We start from the raw sequence: 15,334 nt of genomic DNA, 5'->3' as shown, positions 1-15,334 counted from the left end.
CTGAGGATGTGGCGCTTGCGTCCCTTGATCTTTTTGCCCGCATCATAGCCTGAAACTCCACCACTTTCCGTGGTCTTGACCGATTGGCTGTCAAGTACGCCGGCCGTGGGGCGAGGCTTGACGACCCTCAGCCTCGCGCGCCGCCATCAACAAGGTGTGGTTGATCATCTGCCAAAGCCCGCTGTCGCGCCAAGCGTAGAAATAATGCTGCACGGTGGTCATCGGCGGGAACAGGCTTGGTGGCAGCATCCGCCAGGCAATCCCGCCGCGTAGAACATAGAGCATCGCCTCGACGATCTGCCGGTAGCCCCACTTCGCAGGACGTCCGCGTGCTTTGCGTGACGGTAATAGCGGCTCGATCAGCGCCCATTCAGCATCTGTCAAATCGCTTGGCAGTCGGCAATGCTTTCGGGCATGTTGTGCCCGGGTGATATCAGTCCACTTCGTTGTATCCATGGTTGGCTTCGCAACCTCATGAATCACAACCAACTGATATCACTCAACTTCTTTTTCGGTCAGGCTCTAAGGCGGCATCGCAACGTGCCAAGAAAGTGATTTTGAAAGGCCACTTAACGGAAAGGACGGCAACCATGCAGAAAGATACGATGATTGGAGTGGATCTGGTCACGTCCGTCAACGTGGTGTAATTTTCCAGATGGCCTGAGGTCATGATCAGGCGGCTTTCATTGTTATGCTGACAATGGGGTTGATCTCCTCCTTGTCGATCTGGGCGAACGCCTCGACCATCATATACCAGCTTGATGTCTGCCATCTGTCGTTTTGTTCAAACAGGACAGCGCCTATCAGGCGCATGATCGAGGCCTCGTTGGGGAATATCCCAACGACATCGGCGCGTCGCTTCACCTCCTTGTTCAGTCGCTCGATCGGGTTGATCGAATGCAGTTTGGTGCGGTGCTGACGGGGGAATGCCATGTAGGCCAGCACATCGGTTTCGCTTGCATCCATCAGATCGGCGAGCTTGGGCCATCGTGGGCGGAGTTGGTCTGCGACCCGTTGCCATGTTTCGCCAGCGTGCTTGCGGTCCGGCTGATCGAAGGCCTGCCGGATGGCAGCCGCGACGACCGTGTGCTGGCCCTTTGAGACATGAGCCAGGGCGTTGCGCATCCAGTGTACGCGGCACCGCTGCCAGGTTGCCTCGACGACCCTGGAGATCGCGCACTTCAGGCCGCTGTGGGCATCGCTGATCACGAGCTTCACACCGGCCAGGCCGCTGGCCTTCAGCGAGCGCAGAAAATCCATCCAGAAGGTCTCTGCTTCCGAGGGGCCGACGCCAAGGCCGATGATTTCCCTGCGACCCTCGGTATTGGCGGCGACAGCGATTATGGCCGCCACACTGACGATCCGACCGCCCTGGCGCTGCTTGAGATAGGTGGCGTCGAGCCACAGGTAGGGCCATTCAATCTTCGATTGGCCTGTCGAGGAAGGTTATGACCTTGATATCGATTTCCTCGCACAGTCGCGACACCTGGCTCTTGGAGATGCCCGATATGCCCATGGCCTTGACCAGGGCATCGACAGAACGCGTCGAGATGCCATGGATAATAGGCTTCCTGGATCACTGCCGTCAACGCCTTCTCCGCCATGCGGCGCGGCTCCAGAAAGCTTGGAAAATAGCGCCTGTCCGCAGCTTGGGAATACGAAGCTCCACGGTCCCGGCCCGGGGTTCCCAATCACGGTCGCGATAGCCATTGCGCTGTGCAAGCCGAAAGGCGTTTTTTTCGCCATAGCCCGCACCCGTCGCTGTGGCTACTTCCAAAGCCATCAGCTTCTCGGCCGTAAAGCCGATCATCTCACGCAGTAAATCCGCATCCGCACTCTTCTCAACAAGCGAGCGCAGGTTCATCATATCGTCGGTCATCGGTGGTGTCCTTCAGGTTGGTCCTAAACAACCCGACCCTACCGGAAAACACCGGTGGCTATGAAACCCAGCTACACCACGATCTGGGGCACGATCATGATCCATGTCCACAACTGCGACAATCAGTGCCACACCATTGCGTGTAGCGTGAATTCCAGTTAGAGCATGCATCCACGTGTATGAGGTGATTATGCGGGTCGGTTTCGCGTCAATTTATTCATGGCGCCCCCATGTTGAGCAACTAATATATCTTGCAAATCTGGTGCGATCAGAGGGGCATGATGTTCGATTCCTTACATGCGATTCTGACATGCCGACATGTTACACGCGCGAACTTCGTCCCCACCGCAATTCGCATTTGGAATGTGCATTGTGTCGTATCGGCGGCATTCGTTCTTATGAAACTCAAGATATTACCTCTTTCAGCGACTTTAATATATGTCAGAGTTCTATTGCTAATCTATTATCTCGTAATTTGGGCGCGTCTAGTGCGAGCTCCATAATGCGAATGGAAACCGACGACGATTATGACGACGAAGAATTCGTTGAGGTTAGGAGCAGACTTAATGTTGCTGCTGCGATCGCATACAATTCAGCGCGTTCTTGGATTAAGCGAGAAAACCTTGATGCAGTTATTGCTTTTAATGGGCGAATTGATGCAACTAATGCGATTATGCAAGCTGCAAAGGACGCAGGGAAGCGCTATATTTCTGTCGAAAGAACATGGTTTGGCGACGGCCTGCAATTACTACCTGAAGAGAATTGTTTGGGATTAAAAGCTGTTCATCAATTGGTGGAAAAATGGGCTGATTTTCCTTTAACAAATGTTCAAGCTAGAAAGGCTGCTTCCATAGTTGCTGCCCGCTTCATGGGAACTGGCAATAAAGAGTGGCGGACCTACAATGTCGCCGCCACCTCAAAGATCTGGCCTGGTTCTGGTGCCCGTCGTATTCTATTGTTGCCTGGCAGCCGCAGCGAAATTTGGGGGGTTCCCGATTATGCTGAAGAATGGCCAACGCGCACTGAGGCCTACGATGGTTTGATTAGCCATCTTGCACTTAAGCCAGCTGATCTTGTATTGCGCGCTCATCCAAATTGGGGCGAGAAAATTGGACGCGAGACTGGGCAGCGTTCAGAACGTTATTATCAAGAATGGGCAAGACAAAGGGGAATCCATTTTGTACCCAGCGTAGACAACACAAGCACATTGGGACTAATTGAACAGGCGGATGCTGTTGTTGTAGCTAGCAGCTCGGCAGCTTTGGAGGCGGGTCTCATTGGTAAACGCGTTTTAGCATTGGCGCCGTCTCCCTATAGCCATGCTGGTTTCGAAGAGCGTGCATACAATTTGGATGAGCTTAAAAATATTTCTCGGCATTCTTCTGAGATGACTCGTCGCGAAATTTCCAGAAAGACGTTGCGCTTTTGCTATACTTTCGCCCATCGCATTCCTCAGTACGTCGATTACGTTCGGTGCGTCACGTCCACACAATATGAATATCATAAAGGTGGTAACCCTCAGCGTTTTTTAGACATAATTCAATCAGGCAAACTGAGTGCCGATGATGATGATTTTGCGGCGGATAGCTCACATGAAGACACCGTGCTGGAATTGATAGAAGAACGAAAATGGACAGAATTGATGCCTGATATGGAAAGTATTACAACATCTCAACGAGCAGAAATTAAGATACTGCGTCGAAATATTTATCGATCAATCGATTTTATACGCTCTTTTTTTCGACACGGTGACCGCTGAAAATATGAATTGCCCCTGAGCTACTCCCCATCCGTGGGACAGGTTTCGGCGTAATTTAAGCTACTCTCTGCACCTACCTGCTGATCGGGTTACTGTTGTTCAATGCGCTGCCAATAGACCACGGCAGGCGGTTTGCCGCCAAGGGCTGAGTGCGGGCGTTTCCGGTTATAAAAGTCCACCCATTTCCGAACGCCAGCCTTGGCTTGCGAGCCGGTTTCCCAAGCGTGCAGATAAACGCACTCGTATTTGAGCGTGCGCCACAGCCGCTCGACGAAGATGTTGTCGAGGAACCGTCCCTTGCCGTCCATCGAGATGCGGACGCCCATCCGCCGCAGCCGGTCTGTCCATGCGAACGAGGTGAACTGCGATCCCTGGTCCGTATTCATGATCTCGGGTGCGCCGAATTTGTGGATCGCTTCATTCAACGCCTCGATGCAGAAGTCGGTTTCCAGCGTATTGGAGATACGCCAGGTCAGCACTTTGCGGGTGAACCGGTAATCCGGTAATCCCCCCGCAAATTAGAGTACGTCCACTTTAATCCGGGTCATATCCTGCTGCTGCAAAGTAGTTGGCGCACTCCTGGGGTTCAAAGAGTTTGATGAGATCGCCGACGGTGTTCCACAGCCCGTCGACAAAACGTTCGGCCTTTGCACGCAGTAGCGCCTTGAGTTTGGAGAAGGCGTTCTCGATCGGTTTAAAGTCGGGACTGTAAGGCGGCAGATAGAGCAGTTCGCAGTTTGCGGCCTCTATGGCCCGTCGGATGCCGTCCGCCTTGTGGGCAGGCAGATTATCCATGACGACGATATCGCCGGGGACGAGGGTGGGAACAAGAACCTGCTCGACATAGGCTCGAAACGCCACTCCATTCATCGCTCCGTCAAGGACCATCGGTGCGGTCATGCCCGAAAGCCTGAGCGCGCCGGTGAACGTCGTGGTTTTCCAGTGGCCGTGCGGGACGGCCGATCGGCAACGTTCTCCACGCAGCGAGCGACCACGAAGCCGAGCCATTTTTGTAGATAGGCCGGTTTCGTCGATGAAGACGAGCCGTTCAGGATCAAGTTCAAGTTGAGCATCGAACCATTCCTCGCGTCGCTTCATGACGTCTGGGCGCTCCTGCTCCAATGCATGTGCGGTCTTTTTTAAATGTGAAGCCACGCTTGCGCAGCCAGACGTCGAGGGTGCTCCTACCGACGCAGACCGATCTGTCTTCGTTCAGTCGCGCGACCATCTCATTGAGTGTGACATCTTTGGAGGCCTCGATCATGCTGACGATGAAGGCCTCGTGTGCATCAAGCCGTGAACCGCCGCGACGGCCTTGCTTGGCCGCGCTCACCCGGCCCTGCCGCACGTTCGCGATCCAGGCGATCGCCGTCGAAAAACCGATTCCGAACCGCGCTGCCGCCGACCGCGCCGACATCCCGCCCGCCGATGCTGCAAGAACCCGGCTGCGAAGATCATCACTTAATGCTCGGGCCATGTCTCCCTCCGACAAATCACTGTCAGAGGATGGAATCACAAAATTCCTTCCGACGGAATCCTTGTGCCGATTCCATTTTTAGCGGACGTGCTCTAGTCGGGTTCAAGAGTAGAATTTTCTCGGGCTTAATGATCGAGGAGATTTTTGATGAAGACGAGCAGATTTAGCGAACCCCAAATCCTTGCAATCCTGCGCCATGCTGAAAGCGGCGTGCCGGTCCCCGAGCTATGCCGGGAACATGGGATGAGCACGGCCTCATTTTACAAATGGCGGGCCAAGTATGGCGGCATGGACGCGTCCATGATCAGCCAGATGAAGGCTCTGGCAGACGAGAACCGCCGGTTGAAGAAGATGTATGCCGAGATGAGCATGCAGGCCGAACTCCTCAAAGAGGCTCTTGGAAAAAAATGACGCGGCCATCCGCTGCCGATAGGCGATGCTTGCATCGCCGTAAGGTCAACGCCGAGAGATGGCCGGGAAAGCAGTGGCGTTGCGTGGGGTGAGCATTGCGTTGGCTTGCCGGACCTTCGATGTCAGCTCGACCTACTATCGTTACAGGGCCAAGCTGAACGACGAGAACGAGCAGATCGCCGATCTCCTGATCGGGTTAACGAGGGCGAAAAAGACCTGGGGTTTTGGCCTCTGTTTCCTTTATCTGCGCAATGTCCAGGGCCATCGGTGGAACCACAAGCGCGTTTACCGCATCTACCGCGAACTCGAACTGAACCTCAGGATCAAACCACGCAAGCGGTTGAAGCGGGACAAGCCCGATGCCCTAATCGTGCCGGAAGCTCCGAACATAGTCTGGTCGATGGATTTCATGGCTGACCGTCTGGAGGATGGCAGGCAGTTCCGGCTGTTGAACGTCTTGGACGACTTCAACCGCGAGGGACTGGGCATCGAGGTAGAATTTTCGCTGCCTGCTGAACGCGTCATCCGCAGCCTGAACCAGATCATCGAATGGCGCGGCAAACCGTTCGCCATTCGTGTGGACAATGGACCTGAATACGTCAGTGGCAAACTGATGGAATGGGCCGAAACACAAGGCATCGCGTTGAGCCACATTCAGCCCGGCAAGCCGCAGCAGAATGCATATATCGAGCGCTACAACCGCACAGTCCGGCATGAATGGCTCGACCAATACATCATCGAAAGCATCGAGGAGGCACAGGAGTTCGCCATGCAATGGCTATGGACCTACAACAACGAACGACCCAATATGGGCATCGGCGGCATCACACCCGCACAAAAACTGAAAATGGCTGCGTGAATTCTACCGCCGAGCCCCGTTAAAAACGGGGGGATTACCGGAACACAAACTACTTATCGCGTCAGTGCTCATATCCGATATGGACCAAAGCCCAATAATCGACTAATTCTCACTCTGATTATGGCCGATTGTATTAAAGGCACTGGTGCATAACTAGAGGGTTCCTATTCAGAAATGCCGGGACTAATTACAAGGATTTACCTAACGTGAATCTATGTAACCGCCTCACAATCATCTTTAAGTCAGACGCATGCACAGCAATACACGAGAAATATTTTGTTTTGAACGGAAATTTTGGAATGTTAGCTATGAACGGCACATGGATTTTTTAAATATCCATTCATTATTTGTATATATTAAATATATCGATAGTAACAATTCCAATACAGTTTGGTGAATCTGATGATAGATAGTACTTTTTTTAAAAAAAATGCGATTTTTATTTATACCATTATTGGGTTGATTCAATTATTTTATTTAACCGTTTTGTGCGTTCCAAATTATGCGCATATTGTCTTATTTTTTAGTTTGTTTGCCATAGGATTTGTTATTCTAGAAAAGGTTGGGGCCGTAATCTTCACTTCACAGATAAATAGTTTTCAATCAAAAATATTTATTTGTATTTTTATTGCGGTTTTTACTTCAATTATTGTTAGCAGTAGATTACCAATAATTAACAATACTATTAAATTCGGACTCTCTAACACGAGAGGGTATTTTCTGTCAGATGCATATTCATATTTCTCAATTATTAATGCAATGTTCTTTCCTCTTGGAATGTTATTGATTTTCTATAAGAATTGCATCGAAAAATACGTGATGATTGCCTCCGTTATTGTAGTTTGCTTGGCGGATATTATATTTATTGGCGCTAGAAATTCTTCTTTTTTTATGTTTGTTTATTACTTTATATTCCTTGTAGATATAAGATACTTTAATAAGACTAAAATAGTGATTATCTTTGCGTGCGTCCTATCAATAATTTTATTATTTGAAGCCTCTACAAGAATTCGCTCTGGATTTGTAGGTGATCCAAGTGAATATTGGTTACCAAAAATATTTTATAGCAATATATCAGATTCATCATATCTAAATGTTAATGCTATAATTTGGCTATCCGAATTAACGTGGATGTTACTGCCAATAATATATTTGATTATGTATATATCTCATTCAATTGCTGATTTTTATGTATTTCTTATTAATTATAATTCATACTTAGTTCCAACATTTGCACATCTGTTGGATCAATTGGCTTTGTACACCGGTCAAGATAGAAGCATTAATCAAGATATAATTAGCGTTATGAGGGTTCGATCCGGATATTACCAAACAGCATACGCCTCAATCATAATAGATTACGGTTTTATAATATTTATATTTCCTTTAATTTATATTATTTTAAAGAAAAGCAATATGTATTATGCTGTTAATGTTTTGCTACTTGTATTTACATCCCTTTCTCTAATCGAGAACTATTTTTATCAAGGATTGAAGCCATTGCATTTTTTCTATTTTTTGGTTTACTATTGGATATTTGTAAGAAAAAATATTATGGCGATGACGCGGAGATAGCATTCATTAACGTTAACATATATTCATGATATACTGTTATTATATCTGGAGGTGACGCGGGAGTTCCATGCCGTCGTTGAATCGCGAGCCCCCTTTCATCGTCTGTGCTTATTGTACTGACATGACAAGTATGGCCGTTCCCAAACGGTACCATAAGACGGGCGATGAATGGCCTGCCCGCGGGGGTTAATGACCGGCGGGTTCTCAGCGGCATCATCTTTGTCATCCGCAATGGCTTGCGCTGGCGTGATGCGCCATCGGACTATGGCCCTCCTTAGTGTCGGTCCGGAAAGAAGTTGAATGATATGAATCGTTTGTGATTCCATGCCGTTGATTTGTTTGACGATGGGATGGAGGCTATGTGGACGAAAGCGAACCGTGGGAAATACAATCGGGATGGTCTGCGCTATCCCAGCGATCTGACGGATGCGGAATGGGCGCTGGTCGAGCCTTTGATACCTCCTGCCAAGCGGGGTGGCCGCAGGCGTGAGGTCAATGTGCGCGAGGTTCTTAACGGCCTGCTTTATGTTCTCAGCACCGGCTGCCAATGGCGGGCTGTTCCGAAGGACTTGCCGCCGAAGAGCACCCTGTTCAGCTATTTCGACCTTTGGAACTGGGACGGCACACTCGGCCGTATTCATCAGGAGCTTTATGTGAAATGCCGCGAGGCGATGGGACGCGAGGCTAGCCCGACAGCGGCGGTCATCGACAGCCAGAGCGTCAAAGGCGCGGAAAAAGGGGGGCTTGTATCGACCCGAGCGGGTATGATGCGGGGAAGAAGGTCAAGGGTAAGAAGCGGCATATCCTTGTCGACACGGTAGGTCTGCTGCTGCATGCGCTGGTTCATCCAGCCGACATCCAGGACCGCGACGGCGGCCTGCTGGTCATCAAGACGTTGTTCGGGCGCTATCCGTTTTTGAAGAAACTCTTTGCGGACGGTGGCTATCAGGGACCTGTCTTCGCCAAGGGTCAGAAGAAGGCCATGCCCGGGCTGGCGATCAAGATCATCAAGCGATCCGACATCGTCAAGGGTTTTGAGGTTCTGCCGAGACGCTGGGTGGTCGAACGGACTTTCGCGTGGCTTGGGCGATGCCGCAGGCTGGCAAAGGACTTCGAGAACCTTTCGCGCAACGCGCTCGCCTTTCTCAAACTCGCGTCTATCCGCCTCATGCTGCGAAGGCTCTGTTCAAAATGAACAACTTTCCGGACCGACTCTAAGACAATCTACAACCGGTTCATCCGCTGGAGCCGGCTTGGTGTGTTCAACAGGATACTCGCCGAGCTTGCCGGCATGGACGGGACGCCCGATCAGGTGATGATTCCCTCTCAGAGTTTGTTCAAGAAAGCGGATAGCGGGCGAACCTTCGTGTCATGAGCTTGATCATTGCGGTTTGGATGAAGGCGAGGCTTGTCGTTGAGAACCGCTCGAAATCCTTTGCCAGGCGGCGGTTTATTCCAAGCCATGCCAGCGTGCGTTCAACGATCCAGCGTTTTGGCAACACCTCAAATCCGACCTGATTGCGTTTGACGATCTCTATCGGCCGCGGGCTTGCGGCTTGGACTTTGGGTCCCTGATAACCGCCGTCCATTGCCCGGCAGGCAAGCGAAGCGCCGCCGAGAGGGGCCGCAGATTTTCTCGATAAAGGGAAAGCGGCTTGCGAGCTTGTCGAAGACGAGGGCTGCTCCGTCGCGATCCTGAATGCCCGCCGAGTGGACCTCCGCCTTGGGAAGCATGCCCAACGTGTCGACCAGAATGTGGCGCTTGCGGCCCTTGATCTTCTTGCCCGCATCATAACCGATATCACGGTGGGCGTCCGGGCCGGTCTTCACCGACTGGCTATCGATGATGGCAAATGACGGCTGGTCTTCGCGGCCCTCTAATTGTCGCGTCCGGCGGTAGAGCGCGTCATGAATACGCCGCCACGTCCCGTCCCGGCAGAACCGTTTGAAATAATAATGGACCGTGCTTTTCGGCGGAAAATCGTGCGGCAGCAACGCCCGTTGGCAACCCGATTGCAGCAGGTAGAAGATGGCGTCCATCACGTCCCGCAGTGACGTCTTGCGCCTGCGGCCTCGCTGCGGCTGGGGCGGCATGACGGGCTCGATCATGCTCCATTCCCGGTCCGTCAGGTCACTTGCATAGCGCATCCCGCTTCTGTCATGGTGACGGCGGGTGAAGGGTGTCCAGGCCATTCGATCTCTCCGTGTTTGTCGCAAAATACAAAGAGTCTGATTGCCGCCCTTCACTCAACCCACGCCAACGAACCGGCCATTCTTGGACAGACACTCAGAGTCTGACTCAAAATGTTTTCGTTTAATATGATTGGGTTGCGATTCGCCTGGCAAGTTGCTGGACGGAAGCCATGAAGAGCCAAGCGGTGGCGCTGGCGATTGTTCGCTCAAAATCCTTGGCGAGGCGGCGGTTTCGGGTGAGCCAAGCAAAGGTACGTTCGACGACCCAACGCCGGGGTATGACTTCGAAGCCTTTTGCCGTGTCTGAACGCTTGACGATTTCGAAAGTCCACTTTCCGATTTTCGTCAATGCGGCTTCGAGTTTCGGCCCGGCATAACCGCCATCGGCGAATACATGACGCAGCCAAGAAAAGGCATGGCGGATTGCCTTGAGGACGAACGGAGCGCCAAGCGTAGAAATAATGCTGCACGGTGGTCATCGGCGGGAACAGGCTTGGTGGCAGCATCCGCCAGGCAATCCCGCCGCGTAGAACATAGAGCATCGCCTCGACGATCTGCCGGTAGCCCCACTTCGCAGGACGTCCGCGTGCTTTGTGTGGCGGTAATAGAGGCTCGATCAGCGCCCATTCAGCATCTGTCAAATCGCTTGGCAGTCGGCAATGCTTTCGGGCATGTTGTGCCCGGGTGATATCAGTCCACATCGTTGTATCCAAGGTTGGCTTCGCGACCTCATGAATCGCAACCAACTGATATCACTAAACTTCTTTTTCGGTCAGGCTCTAAGTCCATGCAGGGCATTCTGTCGAACTTGGAAAAGGCGCTTCTCATTCAACGTGGAAGCGACGAAAATCATGGCCGTAGACAGCCCTCTGAGTTGACCGAGAAAGGAAAATCTTTGCTAAAGAGCGCCGAGTCGATTGCTCATGAAATGGAACAACGGGAGCGTCATGAAGTCTGTGTATCTGGCCTGGCCCACGCGGGTTTCAGATACGGTCACGCGTTGAAGCGCTCCTCGAACATAATAGCGAACTGGTTTCTGGCTGCAAACCATTCCCGGACATTCCTGCCGCCTTTCTCGAAGTTCCGGATGGCGAGATAGATCAGCTTGGTCGCTGCCTCCTCGGTCGGGAACGAGCCACGCGTCTTGATTGATTTACGGATGACCCGGTTCAGGCTCTCGATCGCGTTCGTTGTGTATATGATTTTGCGGATTGCCGGATCGAAGGCAAAGAACGGGATCACCTCCTGCCATGCCCGCCGCCAGGCCGGGGCGATGGAGGCGTATTTTCCGGCCCATTTTTCCTCGAACGCATCAAGCTCACCGGCGGCCTGATCAGCGGTGGCGGCACCGTAAATCCGGCGCAGATCGACAGCCACGATCTTGCGATCCTTCCAGCTGCAGAAGTTCAGGGAATGGCGCACCAGATGCACGATGCAGGTTTGCACCGTGGCTTGCGGAAAAGCAGCGGTGATCGCCTCGGGAAAACCCTTGAGCCCGTCTACAACGGCAATCAGGATGTCCTGGACGCCGCGGTTCTTCAGCTCATTCATGACGGACAGCCAGAACTTTGCCCCTTCGTTATCCGCAACCCAAAGGCCTAGAACCTCGCGCACCCCGTCCCGTGAGATGCCCAGCGCCACGTAGACGGCCTTGTTCTTCACCATGCGGCTGTCGGCATCCCTGATCTTCACACGCAGGGCGTCGAAAATGACAATGGGATACATCAACTCCAGCGCTCGGGATTGCCATTCCCGAACCTCGTCCAGAACGGCGTCGGTGACCCGGCTGATTAAGTCGGGCGATACCTTGAGGCCGTAGACTTCCTCCAGATGGGCGCGGATGTCGCGAACGGTTAAACCTGCGGCATAGAGGCCGATGATCTTGTCATCCATGCCATCAATCCGGGTCTGACCTTTCTTGACTAACTCCGGCTCGAAACTGCCGTCCCGGTCTCGGGGCACTGAAATCGGCATCTCGCCATCCTGGCCCTTCAAACGTTTGCCGGCTGTGCCGTTCCGCCTGTTAGACTGGCCAGATGGCGCATCCTTGCCCTCCTCATAGCCCAGATGTGCCGTCAACTCGGCACCCAGCATCCGTTCCATCTGAACCGACCCGGGTTTGCCGGAGGCTCCAACTTCTGAGAGAGTGGAGCGATTATGAGCAAGACAACGAACAAGTTTTCACCTGAGGTCCGCAACCGTGCCATTCGCATGGTGCTGGACCATGAAGCCGAGCATCCATCACGCTGGGCTGCCGTTTCATCTATCGCTGCCAAGATCGGCTGCTCACCAGCGACGCTGCACGACTGGGTCAAGAAGACCGAGGTCGACAGCGGCAAACGAGCAGGCGTGCCGAGCGATGTGGCCGAGAAGATGAAGGCTCTTGAGCGGGAGAACCGCGAGCTTCGCCAAGCCAACGAGATTTTGCGCAAAGCCTCTGCATATTTCGCGATGGCGGAGCTCGACCGCCCCTTCAAGCGATGATCTCGTTTATCGACGAACACCGAGGTGTGTTCGGGCCAGATGCTTCGTATTTGGCCGATCTGCAGGCTGCTGCCGATTGCCCCTTCAACCTACTACGAGAATGTAGCCAAACGCCTGGATGTGGATCGCCTGTCGATCCGCGCCCGCAGCGATATCAGCCTGAAGATCGAGATACGTCGCGTCTTCGAACAGAACTTCCGCGTCTATGGTGTTCGCAAAGTCTGGCGGCAATTGAAGCGTGAGGGCTTTGACGTGGCCCGCTGCAGTGTCGCCAGGCTTATGAGGGCTATGAACCTGCAGGGTATCATTCGAGGAAAGCCGATCCGCACGACGTTCTCGGACAAGACTGCTCCGAGCCCGCTTGACCGGGTTAACCGCCAGTTCAAAGCCCCCGCACCAAACAGACTGTGGGTTTCGGACTTCACCTATGTCGCGACCTGGCAGGGTTTCGTCTACGTGGCGTTTGTCATCGACGTCTTCGCTCGCCGCATAGTTGGCTGGCGGGCGAGCAGGACGGCACATGCAGGCTTTGTCCTCGACGCTCTGGAGCAGGCGCTTCATGATCTGCGTCCCGCTCATGGTGGCGGCCTCGTGCATCACTCGGATCGAGGTGTCCAATACGTGTCCATTCGGTATTCCGAGCGGTTGGCGGAAGCTGGTATCGAACCTTCTGTCGGAAGTGTCGGCGACAGTTACGACAATACCCTCGCCGAAACGATCAACGGTCTCTACAAGGCCGAGGTCATCCATCGACGTGGACCATGGAGGAGCTTCGAGACGGTGGAATTGGCCACCCTGGAATGGGTCGACTGGTTCAACCACCGACGACTTCTGCAGCCCAACGGGAATATACCGCCAGCCGAAGCTGAAGAACGATATTACGCCATGCTGGACGAAGCAGCTATGGCCGCATAGCTTAAACGAAATGGCCTCCGGCAAACCCGGGGCGGTTCACTTTCATCAGCCCGGCATCGCCAAGCAAATCTTCAGGCCGCTCGCAGCCCTTAAGAAGTTCGTCAAGCAGTTCCTTGCAAATCGTCATCGTCCTCGCTCCTCTCAGGAAGCATGGACCAAAGCGCAGTTACACAGAAGATCGGACACTCTCATTTCGCTCATGAACGGCTCATCGGCACCCCCGCCGGCATGAGCCATAACCCCGGAAAATTCCAGCTCCAGCTGGACCAAAATTGGGGGGCACTTCAATCAACGCTGGAAACGAACTTAACGCTGGATAAAACCTGGAGGCAAGGTCAGACAAAGCCCGCTTTGCGGCCCACCTCGGCAATAGAAACATCACCTTCCGCCTGCTTTAAAACAAACGCGATCTGAGCTTCAAAAAACTTCGATGCCTTCATGGAATTCTCCTACTCCCGTCAGCGAGATCATAATTGGAGACTTCCAGCTTCAACTGGTCCATTCTTTGGGGACACGTCAGCACATCACCCGAAATTACCAATTCAGGGGGGGAGAAATTACCACTTTATCATGCGGCGCCGCGTGCCACGCGATCACCCTGCCCGCGCCCTTTGAGCGTCTGGATGATGATCTTGACGTCGGTCACAAGATTCCGTTCCGCGACATAGCGTTCGTCGGCGCGAGCAAGACATTGCGGATCGCTCATGTCTATGCCTTTAATCTGGGAAAGCCCTGTTATTCCTGGCAACACATCATAAACGCCGCGGCTATCACGGGCTTCGATGAGTTCAGCTTGGACCAGCAAGGAAGGGCGTGGACCGACAAGGCTCATTTCCCGGCGAAGTATATTTACTACCTGCGGAAGCTCGTCGAGTTTCGTCCGGCGCAGGAAACCGCCGACACGTGTGATCGCATTGTCGGAAATCTCATGTGTGCCAGCAATCTTAGTGCCGATACTCATAGTACGGAATTTGTAGCACTTGAATATCTTTCGGTGCTTTCCAACTCGCTCCTGGGCGAATATCCCCGGCCCCCGCGTATCCAAGCGCACCGCGGCATAGATCAGTGCCATGAGCCACCAGAACATGAGAATCACCCCACCGGCAAAGGCGTAGTCGATCAGCGCCCGAACAATACTATAGACCGGATTACCGACCTGCCGGTCAGAGATAATGATCTCACCCGGTTCGCCACGCATGATCGCTTCCTCGAACGCGTAGCATACACGCTCCATCGAAACGGTCGGTCGCAGTGAGGCCAACACTTTAAAGCCTCCCCCCCGCAGGAAACCCGGAACGTGGTTAAGGACCGAAAGCCGGCCACGGAACTCGTCGGAATAAACTGCCGGAAGCCGAATGTGTGCAACCCGGAGGTTTGGAACGGAAGCTAGGCCCTTTTCAGCAGCAAGCTTCGAAGCGGAGTAGGCGTTCCGGTTCCATCCAAGAGTAGCTGCATTAACAAAAATATTGACCTTTGCGGTAGAGGCGGCCCGGCCGATGTAGACGGCAAGATCCGTGTTAGCGGCCTTATAGCCCGTGTCTGTATTTAGTGTGCCCGGCAGAGCTGCAGCAAGGTGAACCACGGCATCCACACCATTGAGAGCCTCCCCGGCCGCAGCATAATCAAATGTGGGGAAGCGTCCGTCGAATTTATTCGCGAGGGCTTGGGGATCACGGCCTAAAAGCAGGACATCGTGCCGGTCGCCCAGATATGCGACCATAGCACTGCCTATGAAACCGGATGCGCCGGTAATGCCGATACGCATGCCTAGCGACTCCCACC

The 15,334-nt window shown here is 53.1% G+C and carries 8 protein-coding genes, 9 pseudogenes and 1 other annotated feature; of the genes and pseudogenes, 7 read left to right on the top strand and 10 right to left on the bottom strand.

The genetic code is table 11. The annotated features are described in order from the left end of the window. Positions 1-2: 2 nt before the first annotated feature. The 3 genes and pseudogenes from ACK6D9_RS08170 to ACK6D9_RS08160 form a co-directional block, all read right to left on the bottom strand. A pseudogene (locus tag ACK6D9_RS08170) lies at positions 3-456 on the bottom strand (IS5 family transposase); the annotation flags it as partial. Positions 457-672: 216 nt separating this feature from the next. After that, complete coding sequence (locus ACK6D9_RS08165) at positions 673-1,362, bottom strand: IS256 family transposase (protein ID WP_412051766.1); 690 nt, start codon at positions 1,360-1,362, stop codon at positions 673-675. Positions 1,363-1,417: 55 nt separating this feature from the next. Continuing rightward, positions 1,418-1,864 (bottom strand): annotated as a pseudogene (locus tag ACK6D9_RS08160) (transposase). A gap of 523 nt (positions 1,865-2,387) precedes the next feature. Here ACK6D9_RS08160 and ACK6D9_RS08155 point away from each other — a divergent pair. Beyond that, positions 2,388-3,638 (top strand): hypothetical protein, encoded by a 1,251-nt coding sequence (locus ACK6D9_RS08155; RefSeq protein WP_412051282.1) that lies wholly within the window; start codon positions 2,388-2,390, stop codon positions 3,636-3,638. A gap of 89 nt (positions 3,639-3,727) precedes the next feature. Here ACK6D9_RS08155 and ACK6D9_RS08150 read toward each other — a convergent pair. After that, positions 3,728-4,126: pseudogene (locus ACK6D9_RS08150) on the bottom strand (transposase); the annotation flags it as partial. Between the two features lie 46 nt (positions 4,127-4,172). After that, positions 4,173-5,115, bottom strand: a protein-coding gene (locus tag ACK6D9_RS08145) for an IS630 family transposase (RefSeq protein ID WP_412051275.1) whose coding sequence is annotated in 2 segments (ribosomal slippage) — positions 4,173-4,779 and positions 4,778-5,115 — 945 coding nt in all. Because the reading frame shifts where the segments join, the coding sequence is not laid out codon by codon here. Between the two features lie 147 nt (positions 5,116-5,262). Here ACK6D9_RS08145 and ACK6D9_RS08140 point away from each other — a divergent pair. From ACK6D9_RS08140 to ACK6D9_RS08120, 5 genes and pseudogenes are all read left to right on the top strand, one after another. Continuing rightward, positions 5,263-6,385: pseudogene (locus ACK6D9_RS08140) on the top strand (IS3 family transposase). 402 nt (positions 6,386-6,787) lie between these two features. Continuing rightward, on the top strand, positions 6,788-7,960 hold the full coding sequence (locus ACK6D9_RS08135) for a hypothetical protein (RefSeq protein WP_412051281.1): 1,173 nt from the start codon (positions 6,788-6,790) through the stop codon (positions 7,958-7,960). A 170-nt stretch (positions 7,961-8,130) separates the two neighbouring features. Next, positions 8,131-8,232 (top strand): annotated as a pseudogene (locus tag ACK6D9_RS08130) (transposase); the annotation flags it as partial. A 78-nt stretch (positions 8,233-8,310) separates the two neighbouring features. Continuing rightward, positions 8,311-9,155, top strand: a pseudogene (locus ACK6D9_RS08125) (IS5 family transposase). 21 nt (positions 9,156-9,176) lie between these two features. Then, positions 9,177-9,287, top strand: a pseudogene (locus tag ACK6D9_RS08120) (IS5/IS1182 family transposase); the annotation flags it as partial. 10 nt (positions 9,288-9,297) lie between these two features. Here ACK6D9_RS08120 and ACK6D9_RS08115 read toward each other — a convergent pair. From ACK6D9_RS08115 to ACK6D9_RS08105, 3 genes and pseudogenes are all read right to left on the bottom strand, one after another. Beyond that, positions 9,298-10,153 (bottom strand): IS5 family transposase gene (locus ACK6D9_RS08115; RefSeq protein WP_412051280.1). Its coding sequence is split into 2 segments (ribosomal slippage): positions 9,298-9,597 and positions 9,599-10,153, totalling 855 coding nucleotides; the frame shifts between segments, so codons are not numbered across the junction. 121 nt (positions 10,154-10,274) lie between these two features. Next, positions 10,275-10,854 (bottom strand): annotated as a pseudogene (locus tag ACK6D9_RS08110) (transposase). Positions 10,855-11,146: 292 nt separating this feature from the next. Beyond that, complete coding sequence (locus tag ACK6D9_RS08105) at positions 11,147-12,256, bottom strand: IS256 family transposase (protein WP_412051279.1); 1,110 nt, start codon at positions 12,254-12,256, stop codon at positions 11,147-11,149. Positions 12,257-12,310: 54 nt separating this feature from the next. Between ACK6D9_RS08105 and ACK6D9_RS08100 the strand changes: the two are divergent. After that, positions 12,311-13,552, top strand: a pseudogene (locus ACK6D9_RS08100) (IS3 family transposase). Beyond that, positions 12,592-12,721: a sequence feature (AL1L pseudoknot), on the top strand. (Overlaps the previous pseudogene by 130 nt.) A gap of 1 nt (position 13,553) precedes the next feature. Here ACK6D9_RS08100 and ACK6D9_RS08095 read toward each other — a convergent pair. Together ACK6D9_RS08095 and ACK6D9_RS08090 are read right to left on the bottom strand one after the other, a co-directional pair. After that, positions 13,554-13,679, bottom strand: coding sequence for a hypothetical protein (locus ACK6D9_RS08095; RefSeq protein ID WP_412051278.1), 126 nt, complete (start codon positions 13,677-13,679; stop codon positions 13,554-13,556). Positions 13,680-14,120: 441 nt separating this feature from the next. Beyond that, positions 14,121-15,317, bottom strand: a complete 1,197-nt coding sequence (locus ACK6D9_RS08090; RefSeq protein WP_412051277.1) for a sugar transferase — start codon at positions 15,315-15,317, stop codon at positions 14,121-14,123. Between the last annotated feature and the right edge of the window lie 17 nt (positions 15,318-15,334).

The sequence above is a fragment of the Hoeflea sp. Naph1 genome (genome assembly GCF_046837775.1).
Lineage (GTDB): Bacteria > Pseudomonadota > Alphaproteobacteria > Rhizobiales > Rhizobiaceae > Hoeflea.
The sequence above is the reverse complement of the archived record's forward strand: the minus strand, read 5'-3'. Positions and strand labels throughout refer to the sequence as shown.